This window comes from Pseudomonas sp. KH_024_B2, assembly GCF_057839965.1.
The window spans coordinates 5,517,997-5,540,479 of record NZ_CM174502.1; the positions used below are offsets into that span (position 1 = coordinate 5,517,997).

General features: G+C 60.4%; 19 protein-coding genes. 6 read left to right on the plus strand and 13 right to left on the minus strand.

The genetic code is table 11. The features are described from left to right. Window positions 1–45: 45 nt before the first annotated feature. Complete coding sequence (gene ilvD, locus AC3I0A_RS25690; RefSeq protein ID WP_489375313.1) at window positions 46–1,887, plus strand: dihydroxy-acid dehydratase; 1,842 nt, start codon at window positions 46–48, stop codon at window positions 1,885–1,887. Between the two features lie 242 nt (window positions 1,888–2,129). On the opposite strand, the gene AC3I0A_RS25695 is transcribed toward ilvD, so the two are convergent. Next, window positions 2,130–3,185 carry an HAD family hydrolase gene (locus AC3I0A_RS25695; RefSeq protein ID WP_489375314.1) on the minus strand — a complete coding sequence of 352 codons (1,056 nt, stop codon included), beginning with the start codon at window positions 3,183–3,185 and terminating at the stop codon, window positions 2,130–2,132. Between the two features lie 241 nt (window positions 3,186–3,426). On the opposite strand from AC3I0A_RS25695, the gene AC3I0A_RS25700 reads away from it, so the two are divergent. Further along, entirely contained in the window at window positions 3,427–4,818 is a 1,392-nt protein-coding gene (locus AC3I0A_RS25700; RefSeq protein ID WP_489375315.1) for an L-cystine transporter, read from the plus strand. A gap of 145 nt (window positions 4,819–4,963) precedes the next feature. Here the strand turns inward: AC3I0A_RS25700 and AC3I0A_RS25705 are convergent, their stop codons facing one another. After that, the gene (locus tag AC3I0A_RS25705) at window positions 4,964–5,476 is read right to left on the minus strand and encodes a dihydrofolate reductase (RefSeq protein ID WP_489375316.1); all 513 of its coding nucleotides are present in this window, start codon (window positions 5,474–5,476) and stop codon (window positions 4,964–4,966) included. Between the two features lie 95 nt (window positions 5,477–5,571). Here AC3I0A_RS25705 and AC3I0A_RS25710 point away from each other — a divergent pair, with 95 nt between their 5' ends. Both AC3I0A_RS25710 and AC3I0A_RS25715 read left to right on the plus strand, forming a co-directional pair. Continuing rightward, window positions 5,572–6,951: a DUF2868 domain-containing protein gene (locus AC3I0A_RS25710; protein WP_489375317.1), complete on the plus strand. Its 1,380-nt coding sequence runs from the start codon at window positions 5,572–5,574 to the stop codon at window positions 6,949–6,951. Further along, window positions 6,944–8,329: a GTPase/DUF3482 domain-containing protein gene (locus tag AC3I0A_RS25715; protein ID WP_489375318.1), complete on the plus strand. Its 1,386-nt coding sequence runs from the start codon at window positions 6,944–6,946 to the stop codon at window positions 8,327–8,329. The genes AC3I0A_RS25710 and AC3I0A_RS25715 overlap by 8 nt, the downstream gene beginning before the upstream one ends. 125 nt (window positions 8,330–8,454) lie before the next feature. Here AC3I0A_RS25715 and AC3I0A_RS25720 read toward each other — a convergent pair whose 3' ends face one another. The 8 genes from AC3I0A_RS25720 to AC3I0A_RS25755 all read right to left on the minus strand — a co-directional run bounded on the left by AC3I0A_RS25720 (window position 8,455) and on the right by AC3I0A_RS25755 (window position 18,249). Continuing rightward, window positions 8,455–8,985 carry a hypothetical protein gene (locus tag AC3I0A_RS25720; protein ID WP_489375319.1) on the minus strand — a complete coding sequence of 177 codons (531 nt, stop codon included), beginning with the start codon at window positions 8,983–8,985 and terminating at the stop codon, window positions 8,455–8,457. A gap of 139 nt (window positions 8,986–9,124) precedes the next feature. Further along, window positions 9,125–9,682, minus strand: a complete 558-nt coding sequence (locus AC3I0A_RS25725) for a phosphonate degradation HD-domain oxygenase (RefSeq protein ID WP_489375320.1) — start codon at window positions 9,680–9,682, stop codon at window positions 9,125–9,127. Then, a complete protein-coding gene (locus AC3I0A_RS25730) occupies window positions 9,679–10,815 on the minus strand; it encodes a TIGR03364 family FAD-dependent oxidoreductase (protein ID WP_489375321.1) in 1,137 nt (378 codons plus the stop codon). The genes AC3I0A_RS25725 and AC3I0A_RS25730 overlap by 4 nt, the downstream gene beginning before the upstream one ends. Window positions 10,816–10,976: 161 nt before the next feature. After that, complete coding sequence (locus AC3I0A_RS25735; RefSeq protein WP_489375322.1) at window positions 10,977–12,002, minus strand: putative 2-aminoethylphosphonate ABC transporter substrate-binding protein; 1,026 nt, start codon at window positions 12,000–12,002, stop codon at window positions 10,977–10,979. Between the two features lie 47 nt (window positions 12,003–12,049). Further along, on the minus strand, window positions 12,050–13,774 hold the full coding sequence (locus AC3I0A_RS25740) for a putative 2-aminoethylphosphonate ABC transporter permease subunit (RefSeq protein WP_489375323.1): 1,725 nt from the start codon (window positions 13,772–13,774) through the stop codon (window positions 12,050–12,052). Further along, window positions 13,774–14,850: a putative 2-aminoethylphosphonate ABC transporter ATP-binding protein gene (locus tag AC3I0A_RS25745; RefSeq protein WP_489375324.1), complete on the minus strand. Its 1,077-nt coding sequence runs from the start codon at window positions 14,848–14,850 to the stop codon at window positions 13,774–13,776. The genes AC3I0A_RS25740 and AC3I0A_RS25745 overlap by 1 nt, the downstream gene beginning before the upstream one ends. 251 nt (window positions 14,851–15,101) lie before the next feature. Further along, the gene (locus AC3I0A_RS25750) at window positions 15,102–15,965 is read right to left on the minus strand and encodes a LysR family transcriptional regulator (RefSeq protein ID WP_489375325.1); all 864 of its coding nucleotides are present in this window, start codon (window positions 15,963–15,965) and stop codon (window positions 15,102–15,104) included. Between the two features lie 16 nt (window positions 15,966–15,981). Beyond that, the gene (locus AC3I0A_RS25755) at window positions 15,982–18,249 is read right to left on the minus strand and encodes a heavy metal translocating P-type ATPase (protein ID WP_489375326.1); all 2,268 of its coding nucleotides are present in this window, start codon (window positions 18,247–18,249) and stop codon (window positions 15,982–15,984) included. An 86-nt stretch (window positions 18,250–18,335) separates the two neighbouring features. Between AC3I0A_RS25755 and cadR the strand changes: the two genes are divergently transcribed. Next, on the plus strand, window positions 18,336–18,785 hold the full coding sequence (gene cadR, locus AC3I0A_RS25760) for a Cd(II)/Pb(II)-responsive transcriptional regulator (RefSeq protein ID WP_489375327.1): 450 nt from the start codon (window positions 18,336–18,338) through the stop codon (window positions 18,783–18,785). Between the two features lie 130 nt (window positions 18,786–18,915). Here the strand turns inward: cadR and AC3I0A_RS25765 are convergent, their stop codons facing one another. The 3 genes from AC3I0A_RS25765 to AC3I0A_RS25775 all read right to left on the minus strand — a co-directional run bounded on the left by AC3I0A_RS25765 (window position 18,916) and on the right by AC3I0A_RS25775 (window position 21,610). Then, the gene (locus AC3I0A_RS25765) at window positions 18,916–19,887 is read right to left on the minus strand and encodes a thymidylate synthase (protein WP_489375328.1); all 972 of its coding nucleotides are present in this window, start codon (window positions 19,885–19,887) and stop codon (window positions 18,916–18,918) included. A gap of 49 nt (window positions 19,888–19,936) precedes the next feature. Beyond that, a complete protein-coding gene (lgt, locus tag AC3I0A_RS25770) occupies window positions 19,937–20,743 on the minus strand; it encodes a prolipoprotein diacylglyceryl transferase (RefSeq protein WP_489375329.1) in 807 nt (268 codons plus the stop codon). 84 nt (window positions 20,744–20,827) lie between these two features. After that, complete coding sequence (locus tag AC3I0A_RS25775; protein WP_489375330.1) at window positions 20,828–21,610, minus strand: sulfite exporter TauE/SafE family protein; 783 nt, start codon at window positions 21,608–21,610, stop codon at window positions 20,828–20,830. 122 nt (window positions 21,611–21,732) lie between these two features. Between AC3I0A_RS25775 and AC3I0A_RS25780 the strand changes: the two genes are divergently transcribed. Then, entirely contained in the window at window positions 21,733–22,479 is a 747-nt protein-coding gene (locus AC3I0A_RS25780; protein ID WP_489375331.1) for an NRDE family protein, read from the plus strand. Window positions 22,480–22,483: the final 4 nt, after the last annotated feature.

Here is a 22,483-nt window from a genome sequence, read left to right on the forward strand (position 1 = left end):
AGCTCACTTCCCTTTTGATACCTGATTAACCGCCCGGAGTGCTCCATGCCTGATTACCGCTCGAAAACATCCACCCACGGCCGCAATATGGCCGGTGCCCGCGCACTGTGGCGCGCCACGGGGATGAAAGATGACGACTTCAAAAAGCCGATCATCGCCATTGCCAACTCGTTCACCCAATTCGTACCGGGCCACGTCCACCTCAAGGACATGGGCCAACTGGTCGCCCGCGAGATCGAACGCGCCGGTGGCGTCGCCAAAGAATTCAACACCATCGCGGTGGATGACGGCATCGCCATGGGCCACGACGGCATGCTCTATTCGCTGCCGAGCCGCGAGATCATCGCCGACTCCGTCGAGTACATGGTCAACGCCCACTGTGCCGATGCGATTGTCTGCATCTCCAACTGCGACAAGATCACCCCCGGTATGCTGATGGCCGCCTTGCGCCTGAACATCCCGGTAATCTTCGTTTCCGGCGGGCCGATGGAAGCCGGTAAAACCAAGCTCGCCAGCCATGGTCTGGACCTGGTTGACGCCATGGTCATCGCCGCCGATTCCAGCGCTTCTGACGAGAAAGTCGCTGAATACGAGCGCAGCGCCTGCCCGACCTGCGGCTCGTGCTCCGGCATGTTCACCGCCAACTCGATGAACTGCCTGACCGAAGCATTGGGCCTGGCCTTGCCGGGCAACGGTTCGGCACTCGCCACTCACAGCGATCGCGAACAGTTGTTCCTGCAAGCAGGCCGCACCATCGTCGATCTGTGCCGTCAGTACTACAACGAGAACGATGAGTCGGTATTGCCGCGCAACATCGCCAACTTCAAGGCGTTCGAAAACGCCATGACGCTGGACATCGCCATGGGCGGCTCGACCAACACGATCCTGCACTTGCTGGCCTCGGCTCAAGAAGCCGAGATCGACTTCAACCTGCAGGACATCGATCGCCTGTCGCGCAAAGTGCCGCAGCTGTGCAAGGTCGCGCCGAACATCCAGAAGTACCATATGGAAGACGTGCACCGCGCTGGCGGGATCTTCAGCATCCTCGGCGAACTGGCCCGTGGCGGCTTGTTGCACACCGACCTGCCGACCGTTCACAGCAAGACCCTGGCCGACGGCATCGCCAAATGGGATATCACCCAGACTGACGATGAAGCGGTTCACACCTTCTTTAGAGCAGGCCCGGCCGGTATCCCGACCCAGACCGCGTTCAGCCAGTCGACTCGTTGGGAAACCCTGGACGACGACCGTGAAAACGGCTGCATCCGCAGTGTCGAGCATGCTTACTCGCAAGAAGGCGGCCTGGCCGTGCTGTACGGCAACATCGCTCTGGATGGCTGCGTGGTGAAAACCGCTGGCGTCGATGAGTCGGTTCATGTGTTCGAAGGCAACGCAAAAATCTTCGAAAGCCAGGACAGCGCCGTACGCGGCATCCTCGCCGACGAAGTGAAAGCCGGCGACATCGTGATCATCCGTTACGAAGGCCCGAAAGGCGGTCCGGGCATGCAGGAAATGCTCTATCCGACTTCCTATCTGAAGTCCAAAGGCCTGGGCAAAGCCTGCGCTTTGCTCACCGACGGTCGCTTCTCCGGCGGCACCTCGGGTCTGTCCATCGGTCACGCTTCGCCTGAAGCGGCCGCCGGCGGCGCGATTGGCCTGGTACGCGATGGCGACAAAGTGCTGATCGACATTCCAAACCGCTCGATCAACCTGTTGATCAGCGACGAAGAAATGGCCACCCGCCGTGCCGAGCAAGACAAGAAAGGCTGGAAACCGGTCGAAGTGCGTCCACGTAAAGTGACCACCGCGCTGAAGGCCTACGCTCTACTCGCCACCAGCGCCGACAAAGGTGCTGTGCGCAACAAGGCGATGCTCGACGGTCTGTGATCCCGAGTAGCTGAACAAAAAATGCCCCGCCAAGTGCGGGGCATTTTATTTGGGGGCGACTCGGTCAAGTGTGGGAGCGAGCTTGCTCGCGATAGCGGTCTGTCAGCAAAGGCCATTTTTCAGGCCACACTGCCTTCCCACACCAAGCATGTGCGGTGTGTTCAAGGGCCTCATCGCGAGCAAGCTCGCTCCCACATTGGATTTGTAGCGCCTGTAAGAGCGAGCCAGCCGCGAAGGCAGTGTTACTGAATGTCTTCCGGCTTCACGATCACCCAATTCTTGTCTGCCGTCACCGCCAGGCCTTCTTTGGCCTGGGCTGCGGCGTTTTTGGCCATCATGCCGTTAATCTGGGTCATATACTTGTCCTTGCGGTTGACCCACAGGTGGATGCCGCCCTTGGTCGCATCGACGCTGTGGAACAGCATGTAGCCATCGCTGGAGGGTGTGTCGCCGCCCACCAGCACCGGTTTTTTCCATTCGTCGATGTAAGTCAGGATCGCGGCCTGCTTACCGGCCATCCAGGTGGCTGGAGTCCACAGGTACGGCGTCAGCTCGAGGCCCAGGTTGGCCTTCTCGTCATACTTGCCGGCAGTGACCTGCTTGCGCGCGGTGGTCAACTCGCCAGTCTTGCGGTCCTTGAGCAGCAGCGTCACGCCAATCACGTTTTGCGGTTTGACGTTGTAGCCGTACTTCGGATCGGACGCGACCATCCGCACCAGCTCTTCGGATGCGGCGGTCATCACATAGACCTCGATGCCGTTTTCCATCAGCTTGTTGTAGAGCTCTTTCTGGCCGGTGAAGATCTTCGGTGGATTCACGTCAATCTTCTTGACCACATCGCCTTCGTAATAGGTGCTCGGCACCGGTTTGCCCGAGGCCATCAACTCATCAACATTGCCTTTGAGTTCGTTGAGGGTGAAACCCGAAAACACTTGCGCGACCCATGGGTAACACACCATGTCATCGAGTTCGCAGAGGCGGTAGTAGTAACTGAACAGGCTTTCCTTGTGGTCAGCGGTGTCCTTGAACGGGATCAGCTTCAGGGAGGGATCGAGGCTCTCGCGGGTGATCAGGCCCTTGTTTTCCATGAACGGCAACAAGGACTCTTCCAGATCGTAGCGGTAACTGGTGTTGTCCATGTCGAACACCGCGAAGTTACCCTTGTTGGCGTTGGCCGCGATCATCGCGTCCAGTTGTTTGGCCTGAGCCTCTGGCCAGTGCTTCAATTCGGTGGCAAACCCTTGGCCGGCAAGGCCCAGGCACAGCGCGGCGGCAAACAATTTCGGAACGAGTTTCATGCGCGTTTTCTCCCTGAATGAAAGTCATCGACGCTAACAAATCCGCATGACAGTCCTCGCCTCCGCGCGACTGCTTGCGTTCTGATCACGTCACCGACATTCGCCTGAGCGTCAGCGGCTTATTCCAAAAACGACAGCTGCCATTCCATCCAGGTATTAAATCATTATATATCAAGCTGTTAGGATCGCCGGCTCGCAATCGCGCCGGAACGCGATTGGCACAAGTCTTATTGGAGCCTCAATGAATCTGCCGCTGATCCTCAATCTGCTGGTATTCCTCGCCTTGCTGCTGGGCCTGGCACAAACCCGTCACACCACCTGGAGCCTGGCGAAAAAGGTGTTGTTCGCCCTGGTGCTGGGTGTGCTCTTCGGTACCTCACTGCACAGCATTTATGGTTCGGACAGCCCGGCCCTGAAAGCCTCGATCGGCTGGTTCGATCTGGTGGGCAACGGTTACGTGCAGTTGCTGCAGATGATCGTAATCCCGCTGGTGTTCGCCTCGATCCTCAGCGCCGTGGCCCGTCTGCACAACGCTTCGTCGCTGGGCAAAATCAGCTTCCTGACCATCGGTACGCTGCTGTTCACCACCGCGATTGCGGCGCTGATCGGCATCGGTCTGACCAACCTGTTTGGCCTGACCGCTGAAGGTCTGGTGGCGGGCACTCAGGAACTGGCGCGTCTGCAAACCATTCAGACCGATTACGCGGGCAAGGTCGCCAACCTGAATATCCCGCAACTGCTGCTGTCGTTCATCCCGCAAAACCCGTTCGCCGATCTTGCCCGGGCCAAGCCGACCTCGATCATCAGCGTGGTGATCTTCGCTGCCTTCCTCGGCGTCGCGGTGCTGCAATTGCTCAAGGACGATGCCGAGAAAGGCCAGAAAGTGCTCAACGCCATCGACACCCTGCAAGCCTGGGTGATGCGGCTGGTGCGGCTGGTGATGAAGCTGACGCCATACGGCGTGCTGGCGCTGATGACCAAAGTGGTCGCCGGCTCCAACCTGCAAGACATCATCAAGCTCGGCAGTTTCGTGGTGGTGTCGTACATCGCCCTGGGGCTGATGTTCGTGGTTCACGGCCTGCTGGTCTCGCTGGCCGGGATCAACCCGCTGCGCTTCTTCCGTAAAATCTGGCCGGTGCTGACCTTTGCCTTCACCAGCCGTTCAAGCGCCGCGAGCATTCCGCTGAGCATCGAAGCGCAGACTCGTCGTCTGGGCATTCCACAGTCGATCGCCAGCTTTGCCGCTTCGTTCGGCGCGACCATTGGCCAGAACGGCTGTGCCGGGCTTTATCCGGCGATGTTGGCGGTGATGGTGGCGCCGACCGTGGGCATCAATCCGCTGGATCCGCTGTGGATCGCGACGCTGGTGGCGATTGTGACCTTGAGTTCGGCCGGGGTTGCCGGTGTCGGTGGCGGTGCGACGTTCGCCGCGCTGATCGTGTTGCCGGCCATGGGTTTGCCGGTATCGCTGGTGGCGTTGCTGATCTCGGTCGAACCGCTGATCGATATGGGCCGTACCGCATTGAACGTCAGCGGCTCGATGACCGCCGGTGCGATCACCAGCCAGATCATGCAGCAGACTGACAAGAGCTTGCTGGATGCGGATGAGCATGCAGAGTTGGCGCAGGCTTGAATGATCTGCTCGACTGAGTGTGTTGACTGATCCATCGCATTCGCGGGCAAGCCCGCTCCCACAGGATATGTGTCGATCACAATGTGTGATTCACACCCTGACATTGTGGGAAGGGCCGGGCGACGTTCGCTTGCCCGCGAAGCTTTTAAGCCTTCTCCCACACCTCGAAGTTGTACGCCGGCTTGTCACCTTCCGCCGGATTCGGGGTGTTGGACACCAGCTTCCACTGCGCCAGATCAAACTCCGGAAACCACGCATCGCCTTCCGGACTCAGCGCCACGCGGGTCAGGTACAGGCGATCGGCCTGCTCCATTCCTTGCGCATACAACTGCGCACCACCAATCAACATCACCTCATCGACGCCCTGCTCGCGCGCCCATTCCTGAGCCCGGACCACCGCGGCTTCAAGCGACGAATAGACTTCGGCACCTTCCAGACGCAGATCCGCCTGACGGCTGACCACGATGTTCAATCGACCAGGCAACGGACGGCCGAGGGAATCCCAGGTCTTGCGACCCATGATGATCGGCTTGCCGAGGGTGGTGGCCTTGAAGTATTTGAAATCCCCCGGCAAGTGCCAGGGCATGCTGTTGTCGACGCCGATCACACGGTTTTCACCGAGGGCTGCGATCAGGCTGAGGGGGAGAGTTTTATTCATGTCGGCGAGGATACCAGAGGCCCGGGCGCTCGCAACGTACCCCGATCAGCGCACAGCGGTTATGCTCTTGGCTCACTTGAGCAATGGGATGCCGCGTGACTGCACTGACCCCGCTGGAAAACCTCTGGCTAACTGAAACCATCCGCCTGCGCGAAGAACACGCAGGCCCTTTGGAAGACCTCGAAGCCAACCGCCTGGCCCGCAGCGCGGGTGGTGACCTGCCGACTCGAATCCAGCACCGCGCCCTGTGGCTGGCCGAGCGCGATGGACTGACCGACGCGCTGCGTCATTGGCTGCAAGGCGCGCGACTGGCGTTGATCGTGCTGGCGGTGCTGGCCATCGTCAGCGGCGCCGGTCTGGCCTTTGCCGCCTTGGGCGACGGTCAGGTGCCGGTCAATGTGTTCTGGGCCCTGGGCAGCCTGCTCGGCTTGAACCTGATCCTTCTGCTCGGCTGGGCCTTGGGTCTGCTGTTCGCCGGTGAGCACAGCGCCAATCTCGGGCGCTTATGGTTGTGGCTCAGCGAAAAACTTGCCCGCGACGCCAAAGCCGCCCAACTGGCGCCCGCCCTGCTGCTATTGCTGCGACGCAAGAAACTCAATCGCTGGGCCGTCGGTGTACTGGTCAACGGCTTGTGGTTGCTGGCCATGCTCAGCGCCCTGGCCATTTCGCTGATGCTGATGGCGACCCGGCGCTACGGTTTCGTCTGGGAGACCACCATCCTCGGAGGCGAGACCTTTGTCGTCATGACCCAGACTCTCGGCGCCATTCCAGCGCTATTGGGTTTCAGCGTGCCGACCGTGGACATGATCCGCGCCAGCGGCGACGCCGCGTTGAATATCGAAAGCGCCCGACAAGCCTGGGCTGCATGGTTGGTGGGCGTGCTGCTGGTCTACGGCGTATTGCCGCGTCTGATCCTCGCGCTGTTCTGTTTGTGGCGCTGGAAAAGTGGCCGCTCGACCCTGCACCTTGATCTCAACCTGCCCGGCTACAGTCAACTGCGCGAGCGCTTGATGCCCAGCAGCGAACGCCTCGGTGTCAGCGATGCGGCGCCCGAACACTTGCATCATGTTCAGGGCGGCGTCAGCGCGCTGGAAAGTGAAGGTGCCTTGCTGGTGGCCATCGAGCTGGACGATCAGCGCCCGTGGCCGCCGCAATTGCCGAAAGCCGTTAAAGGTGCCGGCATCCTCGATAGCCGCGAATCCCGGCAAAAGCTGCTGGAGCAAATGAGCCGTTTCCCCCCGGCACGCCTGGCGATTGCCTGCGACCCGCGCCGCTCGCCGGATCGCGGCAGCCTGGCGCTGATTGCTGAACTGGCCCGTAACGCGACAGCGACCCGTATCTGGCTGCTGCAAGCACCGACCGGTCAGGCCCTGGACGCCGAACGCCTCGGCGACTGGCATGTCGCCCTGCAACAACTGGAACTGCCTTTCGCCGATTGCGCGCCGATGAACTGGCTGGAGACGGGTCATGACTAAACCCGGGAAGCAGCCACTGAAACTGGCCGTGGTCGGCCACACCAATGTCGGCAAGACCTCATTGTTGCGCACCCTGACCCGGGACGTCGGTTTCGGCGAAGTCTCCCATCGACCGAGCACCACCCGGCATGTCGAGGGCGCACGGTTATCGGTCGACGGCGAGGCCTTGCTTGATCTGTACGACACGCCGGGACTGGAAGACGCCATCGCCCTGCTCGATTATCTGGAGCGTCTGGAGCGCCCCGGCGAACGCCTCGACGGTCCGGCGCGCCTGGCGCGGTTTCTCGACGGCAGCGAGGCGCGTCAGCGTTTCGAACAGGAAGCCAAAGTCCTGCGCCAGTTGCTGGCCTCGGATGCCGGGCTGTATGTGATCGACGCCCGCGAGCCGGTGCTGGCCAAGTACCGTGACGAACTGGAAGTGCTAGCCAGTTGCGGCAAGCCGCTGTTGCCGGTACTGAACTTCGTCAGCAGCGCCAATCACCGCGAACCCGACTGGCGCGAAGCCCTGGCTCGACTCGGGCTGCATGCCTTGGTGCGTTTCGACAGTGTGGCGCCGCCGGAAGACGGCGAACGGCGACTCTACGAAAGCCTGGCCCTGCTGCTGGAAAACTCCCGCGGACAACTGGAGCGACTGATCGCCGATCAACAGGCGCAACGTCTGGCCCGTCAGCAAAGCGCCGCTCGCCTGATCGCTGAACTGTTGATCGACTGCGCGGCGTGCCGACGCAGTGTGGTCAGCGAAGCCGAGCAAGAACAGCACGCCATCGGCGAGCTGCGCAAAACCATTCGCCAACGGGAGCAACGCTGCGTCGAAGCGCTGCTCAAGCTCTACGCCTTCCGCCCAGAGGACGCCGCCGCCAGCGATTTGCCGCTGCTCGATGGCCGTTGGGGCGATGACTTGTTCAACCCGGAAACCCTCAAGCAGCTTGGGGTCCGGGTCGGCGGCGGGATCGCCGCGGGTGCGGCGGCCGGTGCCGGAGTGGACTTGCTGGTGGGTGGCCTGACCCTGGGCGCTGCTGCGCTGGCCGGCGCGATCGCTGGCGGCGCACTGCAAACCGCCCGCGCCTATGGCAGCCGCTTGCTCGGCAAGATCAAAGGCCAACGCGAACTGACCGTCGACGACAGCGTGCTGCGCCTGCTCGCCCTGCGCCAACGACAACTGCTCCAGGCCTTGAATCTGCGTGGACACGCGGCGATGGACAGCATTCAGGTCGCTACCCCGCAAGACAAAACCTGGCGCGAAGGGAAATTGCCGGAGGCGCTGAACAAGGCACGGGCACATCCGCAGTGGTCGTCGCTTAATCCGCAGGCGAGGTTGAGTCAGGCGGATAGGCAGGAGCAGATTGAGGTGTTGGCGCAGAAAGTGCTCGAGCTTTAAATCTCGGGTGTCTGCACCGGCCCTTTCGCGGGCAAGCGAACGTCGCCCGGCCCTTCCCACAAGAGCACTCCTGCCCTGTCCGCGATGAAGTTGATGGCTCCCACTCTCTGCGTGTTACCGAGCGGTCATTTCCATTTGAACTTCAGGTATTCATTGCTCAGCAACGATACGAGACGCTGATCCACGGCATCGATATCGCCGTCGTTATCCATGTCGAAATGGATTAGCCAATCCAGCGTTCCATCATTGTTGGTATCGTACGCAGACGCGGTGTAGATGATGGTTTCATCCGTCGGTTCGCCCGTCCCCTCGTGGAAGTGCAGGCGCACGGTATCGGGAGAGTCATCCTGGGCGAAGTCCTCGACGAAAATCTTGAGGTAACGTGCCCAGGTATCGCCAGGGTTGAACCAGTTCAGCTGCAAATAGGCGTCTGCAAACATCTTGAGCAGCCGTTCATCTTTAGTGTTCTCTTCACCGTCGTTATTGACGTCGCCGACCTGAAAATCCACCTTGCCGTCTGCCGTGATATCCAGTGCATAAGCCTTATGGATCAGCTTGTCTTCGGCATTTTTGATTTCTTCGAAAAAATGTAGCAGAACGGTATCCGCCCGCTGATTGCCACTGCGATCCTGAGCGGTAATTTTCAAATAGCGCATGTTTTTTTCTCTTACGTTGAAAGGTCAACAACACTAGTTCACCTCCCACGAACGTTCGACATGACGTATCTGAATTTTTCGTAAGAAACTTCGTTAATTGATGTAGGCAAGCAATTGCAGGTCATGAGTTCAACAGCGACTACACCGCCAATAGCCTCAACGCCTTTTCCTTCAACACGCTCAGATCCATCACCGGCACCCCCAACTCCTTGGCCTCTTCATCCCAATGCCTTATCCGCAGGCTGACAGCACACAGCGGGTCTTGCTCGAATGCTTCGGCCTCGGCAGCGCTCATCACCCCACCCTGATATTCCAGAGTCCGACGGCTGGCTTCGCTGAGTCGCTCGTAGTACCCCGACTCTTTCAACGTCAGATAACGCTTGGCCTGAACGTGATATTCCACCAACCGCGCCATGCGCTCACTGAATCCGGCGCGACGCAAGTAATCCGCTCCCAGCCGCTCATGGCTGACCACACCAAACCCGCCCATGTTCTCAGCGCCATGCCCGCAGATATGCCCGATGTCGTGAAAGAACGCCGCCAGCACCACTTCATCGTCGAAGCCCTCGGCCATCGCCAGCTGCGCAGCCTGGGACATGTGCTCGATCTGCGACACCGGTTCGCCGATGTAATCGCTGTCACCGAATTGCTCGTACAAGCCGAAGACCTCGGCGATGACCTGCTCATTGCGATTCATCGCAACTCCCCCAACAAGGTCGCGACATTACCTTCAGCCATTGCCGGCCCGACGCTCATGCCCACCCCGGTATGCATCAGCGCCAGGCTTACCCCCGGTGCCGCGCGCAGAAACGAGAACGGCCCAGGCCCGCGAGAACCATAGACACCCTGCCAGCGTTCGACCACTTGCACCTTGCAACCCAGAGTCTGTTCGGCCAGTTCGATCAACCAATTGTCGACTTGCTCGGCATTGAACGGCGAGGGATCGCTGCCGTAATGGTGAGAGTCGCCAATGATCAGCTCGCCGTAGGGCGTAGGACTGATCAGCAGGTGAATGCCGTGCTCGTGCAAGTGCGGCGATTCGCGAAGAATCTGTGCCTGCACCGGCGCGGCTTCCGGCAAGTCGGCGAACGCGCCGTAGTGCACACAACTCAAACCGGTCAGCAACGCGTGTTGCAGATTCAGATTGATCTGCGGCCGCGCGCGGAGCATCTGCAGCCGGCAGACTTGTGGGTTCAGTTCAGCGATCTGCTCGGCCAGCAGCGTCTGATAATCATGCCCGGAGCAAACGATAATGTGCTTGCCACGGAAGGTGCCTGCAGTGCTGTGCAATTGGCCGGGTTCGATGTCGCGCACCAGCGTGGAAAAGTGGAACTCCACACCCAGCTCGCGGCGTAGATACTCGATCAGCGCCGGTATCGCTTCACGGGAATACAGTTGCTGATCATCCAGACCATGCAGCGCCGAGCGGTGATGGCTGAACTGGCCACCGTACAAATCGCGTAATGCCGCGCCGCGCAGCAGCTCGACGCGGTAGCCGTGCTCCACCGCGCGTCCGCCGCAGAAGGCTTCCAGCAATTGTTCCTCGGCTTCGTTGCGAGCAAACAGGTATGAGCCGTTGCGCTTGAGCTGCAAACCGGCCACCTGCGCCCATTGCCCCCAGATATCGCGGCTGGCCCGCGCCAGATCGAGCATCGGCCCGGGCGGTTGGCCGGTAACCAGCGCCTGACCGAAGTTGCGCACCGATGCGCCCAACGGCGTGGCGCTGCGTTCGAAAACCTTGACCCGCAAACCGCGCTTGGCCGCTGCAAAAGCGTGGGACAAACCAAGAATGCCTGCGCCGACGATCAGCATATCGCTGTGATTAGCCATGTTTTTTTCCTGAATTCAAAACTGCCTTCGCGGGCAAGCCCGCTCCCACACTGGATCTCCATGTACAGCCCCATTTGCAGTAACACTGGAGATTTCATGTGGGAGCGGCGGTGCGGCGATCCGACTTGCCCGCGAAGGGGCCCTATCCGCCAAAAAGAATGTTACTTGGCAACCACCTTCTCCGACTTGCCGTCATAGCGCTTGCGCCATTCGGTCAGGATCTCATCGCGGTTTTTCGAGGCCCAGGCGAAGTCGTTCTTGATCAGCCGCTGCTCATAGTCAGCCGGCAGTTCGGTCTGCGGTTTGGCAATGCCGGGCTGCGCGAGTACCGCGAAGTTCTCTTTGTACAGTTCCATCGCCGCCGGGCTTGCAGAGAAGTCGGCAAGCTTCTTCGCGGCATCGATGTGTGGCGTACCCTTGATCACCGCAGTGGCTTCGATTTCCCAACCCAGACCTTCTTTCGGCAGGACGATATCCAGCGGCGCGCCCTGGCGTTTCAACTGCACCGCCGGGTATTCGAAGGAAATACCGATCGGGAACTCACCCGCAGCAGCCAGTTTGCACGGCTTGGAACCGGAGTGAACGTACTGACCGATGTTCTGGTGCAGGTCGTCCATGTACTGCCAGCCCTGCTTCTCGCCGAAGGTTTGCAACCAGGCGCTGACGTCAAGGAAACCGGTACCGGACGACGCCGGATTCGGCATGACGATCTTGCCTTTGTACTCAGGCTTGGTCAGGTCCTGCCAGCTCAGGGGTTTGCTCAGGCCCTGCTTCTCGGCTTCGACGGTGTTGAAGCAAATGGTCGCCGCCCAGACGTCCATGCCGACCCAGGCCGGTGGGTTGGCGGCATCACGGTAGTTGCCACCGATCTTGCCCAGATCCTTGGGCGCGTAGCTTTGCAGCATGCCTTGCTGGTCGAGGATCGCCAGGCTCGACGCCGCCAGGCCCCAGACCGCATCAGCTTGCGGGCGGGCTTTCTCGGCCAGCAGTTTGGCAGTGATGATCCCGGTGGAGTCGCGCACCCACTTGATTTCGACGTCCGGGTTGGCTGCTTCGAAGGCCTGCTTGTAGGTCTTCAGTTGCTCGGCTTCGAGGGCGGTGTAGACCGTCAATTCGGTTTTCGCCGCGAAGGCATTCAGGCTGAAAGCAGTGAGGACAGCAGCGGCAAGTGCCAGGGGCTTGAACATGGTGCGGTTCCTTTGTGAGTGCGGATCAGGGTGAGTTATTGCGCGAATCAGTTGCCGGGCGCGGTTTGCCGCCAGGCCTGGGAGCGTCGCAGCAATCCGCGCGAAGCCCAAGCCAGCAGCAGTGAGACGCCCGCCGAGGTGAACAGAATCAGAGTGGACATGGCCGCCGCGCCGCCAACGTTGCCGGCGTCGTCCATGTTCAGCACCGCTACCGCGGCGAGGATGGTGTCGGGGCTGTAGAGGAAGATCGCCGCCGAGACGGTGGTCATCGCCGAGACGAACAAATAGCGGACGATATCCAGCAACGCCGGCAGACAGATCGGCACGGTGACCCGCAGGTAGTGTCGATAGAGCGGCGCCTTGAGTGACAGCGCGGCCGCTTCGAACTCGGCGTCGAGTTGACGCAGCGCAGTGGTGGCGGTCATTTGCGCGGTGGTCAAATAGTGAGCAATAGTGCAGACCACCAGCAGGGTCATGGTCCCGTAGAACACATGCAGCGGGTTGCCGTTGAGGTTGAAGAAAAACACGTAGCCCAGCCCGAGGACCAAACCCGGTACCGCCATCGGCACGAAGCTGAGCAGGCGCAACGCCTGATTCAAACCACGCTGGCCGTTGGTTTTCTCCATCAGCCAGGCACCGGTAAAGATCAGCACGCTGCCGATCAACGCGGTACACAAAGCCATCTTCACGCTGTTGCCATAGGCCAGCCAACCGCCGCCCGCAGTGTCGTTGAACTGGTAGTGATCGAGCGACAGCGACAGGTTGTACGGCCAGAATTTGACCAGCGACGAGTACACCGCCATGCCGAACACCAGCAACAGCACCGCACAGATCAGCAACACGATGGCCATGAAGCAAGCATCCCGCAGCCGCGACGGCGCTGGCTGAAAGACCTGCGCCCGACCGCTCATGGAGTCGCCATGACGACGACGCAGCCAGGTATCGACGCCGAAGCTGAACAGCGCCGGCAGTAACAGCACCATGCCGATCAAGGCACCACGACCGAACTGCTGCTGGCCGACCACGGCTTTGTAGGCTTCCAGCGCCAGCACCTGATAGTCGCCGCCAACCACTACCGGCACGCCGAAGTCGGTGATGGTCAGGGTAAATACCAGGCAGAACGCGGCGAAAACGGCTTGGCGGGTCGCAGGCCAGGTGATGCTACGAAACGCCTTGGCCGGACTGGCACCCATACTCGACGCAGCGTCGAACAGCCGCGCATCGGCCAGAGACAAAGCCGAGAGCAGAATCATCAAAGCGTGAGGAAAGGTGTAAATCACCTCGCCAAGAACGATCCCCCAGAAGCCATAGATGTTTTCCGAGACCAACCCGCGAAGCATCCCTTGATTGCCGAACAGATAAACCAGCGCAATTCCCGGCAGCATCGACGGGGCCATCAACGGCAACAGCGACATTGCGCGCCAGATGCCTTTGCCCGGAATCAAGGTGCGCTGCAAGGCGTAGGCAAACAGATAGGCCAGCGGTACGACAATGGCCGCCACGCTGACAGACACTTTCAGGCTATTGCCCAGCAGCCAGTGGAAGTTGGCACTGGTCATCAGTTCGCGAGCGGCCACCAGACCACCGCCCTGTCCGGCTTCGGCGCTGAAACCGCGCCAGAAGATCGCCAACAATGGCATCAGCACCGCAATGCCCAACAGGCACAGCAGCAAGACCTTGCCACCCACCACGAACACCCGGTCACCCAGTTCGGCGCGGGTGGTCTGCCGAACCTGCTTGTGCGGGATCGGCAAGGCGATCTGCGCGCTCATCAGGCAAACACCTGCAGGCTGCGCGGAGGCAACGCGACCATGATGTCCTGTGCCCCGAGGCGCGGCATGTCTTGCGGTGTCAATTCGGCGAGCAGCGAGTGACCAGGCAATTCGTTGAGCTCGAAACTCATGCGGCAGCGGTTGCCGAGGAAGGTGATTTCACGGACCCGCGCCGGGAACAGGTTCTCTTCATGCACCGACGGGTTGACGCTGATGGCTTCCGGGCGGCAGAACAAGCGGCCCGAGGCGGCTCGGCCAGAACCTTCGGCCAGACGCATATTCATTCCACCGACTTGAGCGTGGCTATCACTGTTGCGCTGGAACGGCAGCCAGTTGCCCTGGCCAACGAACTCGGCCACGAACGGCGTCGCCGGTTTGTCGTAGATTTCCTGCGGCGTGGCGTACTGTTCGACCTTGCCGTTGTTCATCACGGCAATCCGGTCGGCCATCAGCATCGCTTCGTCCTGATTGTGGGTGACCATCAGGGTGGTGACGCCAAGATTGCGTTGCAGTTGACGCAACTCGGTGCACAGATGCTCGCGGACCCGGGCGTCGAGGGCCGACATCGGCTCGTCGAGCAGCAACAAGGACGGTGCCGGGGCCAAGGCCCGAGCCAGGGCCACACGCTGTTGTTGGCCGCCGGACAACTGCCCGGGGTATTTCTTCTCGCTGCCGATCAGACCGACCAGTTCAAGCATCTGCCCGACGCGCTTGCGCACCTCATCGCGGCCACTGCCGGCGAGGCCGTAGGCAATATTGGCTTCGACGGTGAGATTGGGGAACAGCGCGTAGGACTGGAACAGAATGCCGTAGTCCCGGGCTTGCGGTGCAAGGAGAGATACGTCGCGGTCACCGAGGTACAACTCGCCGCGGTCCTGGCGCTCAAGGCCGGCGATGCAGCGCAGCAGCGTGGTCTTGCCACAACCGGACGGACCGAGCAGACACACCAGCTCGCCGGCGGCGACGTCCAGCGAAACGTTATCCAGCGCGGTGAACGCGCCGAAGCGTTTCTGCACACCACGCACCTTCATCGGCGCACCGGGATTGGTCAGGGCAGTTACGATCGAATGGTTCATGGACGGACCTCATCAAGCAGATGAAGGCCATCCTAGGGAGCGAATGCGTAGGTCATGTGGCAGCGAGGCAAAAGCTGCCGATATTGGTATTGGTGGATTTGGGTTGGGAGGTTGCCGTGAGAGATGTATTGCCTGGTCTGACGCCTTCGCGGGCAAGCCCGCTCCCACAGTTGATCGCGTATCCCCCTGTGGGAGCGGCGGTGCGGCGATCCGACTTGCCCGCGAATGGATCTTTAAGCCACTACAAAACCTCAGCAGCCCGCCATCTCCTGCGCCAACCCCAGAAACGCCGCCGGCAAGCGCGCGCCTTTTCGCTCTTTCAGGCAATACAGGTACTCGGCAATCTGCGGCGCACCTTCAAAGGTCAGCACTCGCAATTGTGGATCGTGGGGCACTTCGTGGCGGGCGATGATGCTAATGCCGATGTTGCGCAGCACCGCTTCACGGATCGATTCACGACTGCCGATTTCCAGCAACGGGCCGAAACTGACATTGGCGTTTTGCAGCAGGTCTTCGGTCAGGCGTCGAGTGGTCGAGCCCGACTCGCGCATCAACAAGGTATGTCCGGCCAGGGCACTGAGGGGCACATGCTCATGGGCCGCCAATGGATGATTGCGATGCACCGCCAACACCAGCGGATCGCTGCCCAATACCCGGCGAATCAACCGCGCGTCTTCCAGCAACTGCGATGAAGCGGCAATATCGACCCGGTATTCCTCCAGCGATTCCAGCACTTGTTGCGAATTGCCGATCTCCACCGAAACCTCAACCTGCGGCAAGCGCTCACGGAAGGTCTTCACCAGATCGAGGATGTAATACGGCGCCGTAGCGGCGATGCGTAGAGTGCCTTGCACCTGGCCGCTGTTGCGCAGGAAAAACTCGATATCGGCCTCCTGCTGCAACAACACTTTGACCATCGGCAGCAGCCGCGCACCTTCGTCACTGACGCTCAAGCGGCGGCCGCCGCGGTAGAACAACTCAACTGAATACTGGCTTTCCAGATGACGAATCTGCGTCGTCACCGTCGGTTGGCTCAGGCCGAGCTTTTTCGCCGCCTGGGTAATGCTGCCCAGGCGGGCGACCATGTAAAAAGCCTTCAGCTCGGCACTCAGCACTGCACCCTCTCATCGTCTATTTGCGCAACAGGCGCAAACCATTGAACACCACCAACAGGCTGACGCCCATGTCGGCAAAAACGGCCATCCACATCGTGGCCAGCCCCAGGAAGGTTACCCCAAGAAAGATCGCCTTGATGACCAACGCCAAGGCGATATTTTGTTTGAGGATACTTGAGGTCTGCCGCGAGAGTCGGATGAATGCCGGGATCTTGCGAAGATCGTCGTCCATCAGGGCGACATCGGCGGTCTCAATGGCAGTATCGGTACCGGCCGCGGCCATGGCGAAACCGATCTCGGCACGGGCCAGCGCCGGCGCATCGTTGATACCGTCGCCGACCATGCCGACCCGCTGGCCTTGAGCGTACAAGGCCTCGATGGCTTGCAACTTGTCGGTTGGCAGCAGATTGCCCTGAGCCTGATCGATCCCAACCTGGGCGGCAATCGACTGGGCAGTGTGCGGGTTGTCGCCGGTCAGCATCAGAGTCTTTATGCCCAGCTCGTGCAGTTGCTGGATCGCCTCGCGGCTGGATTCCTTGACCGTATCCGCCACCGCGAACAACGCCAGCGGCCCGGACATATCGAGCAGCAGCACCACGGATTTGCCCTGCTCTTCCAGGGCGAACAGCTTCTCTTCCAGCGCCGGCGAGCACAGACCCAGTTCTTCTACCAGACGATGGTTGCCCAAATGGTAGAGCTGACCACCGATTTCGCCTCGCACGCCACGACCGCTCAGGGCCTCGAAGTTATCCACAGCGTGCAGCGTCAGCTGTTTATCCACAGCCGCATTGGCGATGGCCAAAGACACCGGATGATCGGAACGCCCGGCCAGACTGGCGGCAATACCCGGCGCGATCTCGGCGGCTATCGGATCAAGGGACAGATAGTCGGTCTGCAGCGGTTTGCCGTGGGTGATGGTGCCGGTCTTGTCCAAGGCCAGATAATCGAGCTTGTAACCACCCTCCAGATACACGCCGCCCTTGATCAGAATGCCTTTGCGCGCCGCTGCCGCGAGGCCGCTGACGATGGTCACCGGGGTAGAAATCACCAGCGCGCATGGGCAAGCGACCACCAGCAGCACCAGTGCGCGATAGATCCACTCGAACCAGACACCGCCCATGAACAGCGGCGCAATCACCGCCACGGCCAAGGCGAAGATGAACACCACCGGTGTGTAGACCTTGGCGAAGGTATCGACGAAACGTTGAGTCGGTGCGCGCGCACCCTGAGCCTGCTCGACGGCATGAATGATTCGCGCCAGGGTCGAGTTATTGGCGGCAGCCGTTACCTTGTACTCCAGGGAACCGGACTGATTGATGGTCCCGGCGAAGACTTTATCGCCAATGGTTTTCTCGATCGGCAGACTTTCACCGGTGATCGGCGACTGATCGATGGTCGAGTTACCGGACACCACTTCACCGTCCAGGCCGATACGTTCGCCTGGACGAACCCGCACCAACGCGCCCAATTCAATGGTTTTCACCTCGCATTCGAGCCAACTGCCATCAACCTGCTGCACAGTGGCCTGTTCCGGCGCCATCTGCATCAGGCCGCCGATGGCGTTGCGCGCGCGGTCGAGGGATTTGGCTTCGATCAACTCGGCCACGGTGAACAGGAACATCACCATCGCCGCTTCCGGCCACTGACCGATCAATACCGCACCGGTCACGGCGATGCTCATCAGCGCGTTGATGTTCAGGTTGAAGTTTTTCAGGGCGATCCAGCCCTTCTTGTAAGTGCCGAGGCCACCGCTGAGAATCGACACCAATGCGATCGATGCCACAACCCAGGTCGGCGCGGCGTTAGTGAAGTGGATCACTTCGGCGGCCAACGCGCCGACGCCGGACAGGGCCAGCGGCCACCAGGTTTTTTTCGCAGGTTGGATCGCTATCTCAGCGGCGGAGCCCTGTTCGATGGGCTCGGCGTGCATGCCAAGGGATTTGATCGCCTCGACGATGGGGGCGGTGGATGGCAGGTTGTGAGTGACGCCCAGCACCCGATTGATCAGGTTGAATTCCAGTTGCTGCACACCCGAAAGCTTGCCAAGTTTGTTCTGGATCAGTGTCTGCTCGGTCGGGCAGTCCATGGCTTCGATACGGAAGCGGCTCAAGCGCGCGCCGACCATGGGGGCTTCGCTGAACGTGATCAGCGACGGCGCGAAGGTAGACGAACAGCAGGAATCCCCATGACCGCCGTGATCGTGCTTCTGCACGGGCTGCAACTTGTTGCGGTGATCGTGATCATGCCCAGCCTCGGGTTTATGGGTGTGCAGGGAATCGCTCATGGGGGTCCGTCCGAAAAGGTGCCTGTTGCCAAGTGAACACCCTGTAGCCACTATAGGGTCAAGCAGCCAATCGGAGATGATTGAAAATGAAGATCGGTGAACTGGCGAAACTGACTGACTGTCAGGTCGAAACCATTCGTTATTACGAACGCGAAGGCCTGCTACCGCCACCTGCGCGCAGCGAAGGCAATTACCGTCTGTACACCCAGGCCCACACCGAGCGTCTGACTTTTATCCGCAACTGCCGCACCCTCGACATGACCCTCGAGGAAATCCGCAGCCTGCTGGGCCTGCGCGACAGCCCGCAAGGTCAGTGCGAAAGCGTCAACGCCTTGATCGACGAACACATCCACCACGTCAAGGCGCGGATCGACGGCTTGCTGGCCTTGCAGGCACAACTGCTCGACCTGCGCCAACGCTGCAGCGAAGGGCCGGATATCGATCAGTGCGGGATTTTGCAGCGGCTGGAGGTGAGCGGCGGGGTGGTGGCGAGTGAAGCCGAGCATTCACATGTGGGCCGTAGCCACGGGCATTGAGGGTTTGCGTACCGTCTCTGAGGGCTACGACGACTGATACATAGCCTTCGCGGGCAAGCCCGCTCCCACAGGATTTTCGCTGACCTTGTGGGAGCGGGCTTGCCCGCGAAAGGGTCACTGTAGATTCAGATCAAACCGCCATCGGCGCGGTCATCGGCGCGTGGTGCTCATAGCCTTCCAGCGAGAAATCGCTCGGCTCGATCTGCTCCAGCCACTCCGGCTGGTACACACCGGTCCTGGCAAACTCCGGCACGCGCTCGGAAATCACCAGTTTCGGCATCGGGAACGGCTCACGGGTGAGCTGTTCATTGAGCATGTCCAGGTGGTTTTCGTAGACGTGGGCATCACCGATGAAATAGGTGAACCAGCGCGGCGTGTAGCCGGTCAGGCGGCCGATCAGGCTGAGCAGCGCCGCGCCCTCGGTCAGGTTGAACGGTGTGCCGAGGCCCAAATCATTGGAACGGATGTAAAGGGTCAAAGAAATCTCTTTGGTTTCGACATTCGGGTGGAACTGATACAGCAGGTGGCACGGCGGCAAGGCCATTTCATCGAGCTGGGCGCAGTTCCAGCCGTGGAACAGGATCCGTCGGCTGCCCGGATCCTTGATGATGGTGTCGACGCACTGGCGAATCTGGTCGATGGCCTTGTACAACACCACATAAGCCTGACCGTTTTCTCTACCTTCGGCGATCTGCCGGTAGCCCTGACTTAACGCCAGTTCGATAGCGGGTTCATTACTGGTATTGATCTGCTTGTACGCCGGCCATTTGCGCCATTGCACGCCGTAGATCTCGCCCAGATCGTCGTCGCCCTGACGGAACGGGTTAGCCAGCCACTGGGCATTTTCGTTGGCGTTCTGGTCCCAGACCTTGCAGCCCAAGGCACGGAATTCAGCAGCGTTGTTCACCCTACGCAGAAATCCGACCATCTCGCCGATGGCCGATTTGAAGGCCATTTTGCGGGTGGTGATCGCCGGGAAACCTTCCTTCAGATCAAAGCGCAGCATGGCGCCGGGCAAACTGATGGTGTTCACGCCAGTGCGGTTGGCCTGTTTGGTGCCGTTCTTGATGACATCGGCGACCAGATCGAGATATTGCTTCATGTATTACCTGTGTCCTTTGAATACAGGGCGCGAGCCCTGCGATTCGAATTTAAAGCGCGGCGCTTTTGCTCGCCGGAGTGCGATGATACGCCAGCCAGATCAAGGCCAGGCCACCGATGATCATCGGCAGGCACAGCACCTGACCCATGGTCAGCCAGTTCCACGCCAGATAGCCGAGCTGGGCGTCCGGTACCCGGACGAACTCGACGATGAAGCGGAAGATTCCGTAGAACAACGCAAACATCCCGGACACGGCCATGGTCGGCCGCGGTTTGCGCGAGAATAACCATAGGATAGCGAACAGCGCGACGCCTTCCAGTGCGAACTGGTACAGCTGCGACGGGTGACGCGCCAGTTGCAACTCATCGGTTGGGAAAATCATCGCCCAAGGCACGTCAGTCGCCTTGCCCCACAACTCGGCATTGATGAAGTTGCCAATGCGCCCGGCACCCAAGCCAATCGGCACCATCGGCGCGACGAAGTCCATCAGCTCGAAGAACGACTTGCCGTTGCGCTTGCCGAACCACCAGGCCGCCAGCATGACCCCGATAAAACCGCCGTGGAACGACATACCACCTTTCCACACTTCGAGGATCAGGGTCGGATTGGCCAGGTAGGCATGCAGATCGTAGAACAGCACATAACCCAGTCGACCGCCGAGAATGACCCCCATCGACATCCAGAAGACCATGTCGGAGAGTTTCTCCTTGGTCCAGGTCGGGTCGAAACGGTTCATCCGGCGCGACGCCAGCAGCCAGGCACCACCGATACCGACCAGGTACATCAGGCCGTACCAGTGGATTTTCAGCGGGCCGATGGCCAGGGCCACCGGGTCAATCTGCGGGTAAGGCAGCATTACGACTCCTCGTTAGATCAGCAAACTCAAAATTCCAGGCCGGACCATGCCAGACCTGGATTAAGCCAATATTGCGACGCGCTGTCAGAGCAGAAAATTCAAACCCACGCAAAACAGCAAGGCGGCGAACATTCTTTTTAGTAAACGCGGCGACAGCTTGTGTGCCAGACGTGCGCCATAACGCGCGAAAACCATGCTGGTCAGGGCAATCCCGAGCAGCGCGGGTAAATAAATGAAGCCCAGGCTATGAGCTGGCAGCAGCGGATCATGCCAGCCCAGAATCATGAAACTTAATGCACTGGCCAGAGCAATGGGCAGGCCGCAGGCCGATGAAGTGGCCACCGCCTGCTGCATCGGCACGCTACGCCAGGTCAGGAACGGTACGGTCAACGAACCGCCGCCAATACCGAAAATCGCCGAGGCCCAGCCGATCACGCTGCCAGCCAGGGTCAGACCGAGCTTTCCGGGAACGGTTCGGCTGGCCTTGGGTTTGAAGTCCAGCGCCAGTTGCACGGCGATGACCAGGGCGAACACGCCGATGATTTTCTGCAGGTTCGGCCCCGAGATGGTCTCGGCCGTCAGCGCGCCGAAACCAGCACCAACGAGGATCCCGACGGTCATCCAGACAAAGATTGGCCAGCGCACCGCGCGCTTGCTGTGATGCTCGCGGACTGCGTTGACCGAGGTGAAGATAATCGTCGCCAGGGAGGTACCGACCGCCAGGTGAGTCAGCACCGATGCATCGAAGCCTTGCACGGTGAAACTGAACACCAGCACCGGGACTATGATGATTCCGCCGCCAACGCCAAACAGCCCGGCCAGCACGCCCGCACAGGCGCCCAGCAGCAGATAGAGCAGAAATTCCATGGGTGCATCCCGAAATAAGTTCGGCATGGTAACGGATGCATGGCCTTGGGCTCCACTGGATGACGATGGATACCCGCCTGATCTGTGCGTAGAGTGGGCAAAAAACACAAAGGGATAACCTTATGTGCCTGATCGTATTCGCCTGGCGCCCCGGCCATGCCCAGCCGCTGGTTGTGGCCGCCAACCGCGATGAGTTCTACGCCCGTCCCAGCCTGCCGTTCGCGCAATGGCCGGAGGCGCCGCAGGTTTATGCCGGTCGAGACCTGGAGGCGGGAGGCACCTGGCTGGGAGTCGGTGCCACTGGACGCTTTGCGGCGCTGACCAATATCCGTAATCCCCAAAAGCCTGTGGCGCGTCGATCACGGGGTGAACTGGTGGCGCGCTTTCTCTGCGGGGAAATGCCGGTTGAAGACTATTTAGCCGACGTTGTCGGCAGATCGCTGGAATATGCCGGGTTCAACCTGCTAGTGGGTACTGCAAACGAATTATGGCACTACAACGCACTGGAGTCTGAGCCCAGGCGTTTGGCGGCAGGGGTCTACGGACTCTCCAATGCCGGGCTCGATACGCCATGGCCGAAAGTGCTCAAGGCCAAGGCGGCATTGAGCGAGGTACTGGATGATCCGCAGCCCCAGGCGCTGCTCGCGCTGTTGAACGATCCACAGATCGCGCCCTTCGCCGAGTTGCCCGATACCGGGGTTGGCCTGGCGACCGAGAGCCTGCTGTCGAGTGTGTTTATCGCAAGTCCCAGCTATGGCACTCGCGCCAGCACTGCGCTGATCGTTCACGCCGATGGCTCTCGGCACATCGTCGAGCGCAGTTTCGGGCCCTATGGCGGGCATTTGGGGGAGGTTGAGGTGCGGGTTTAGATTG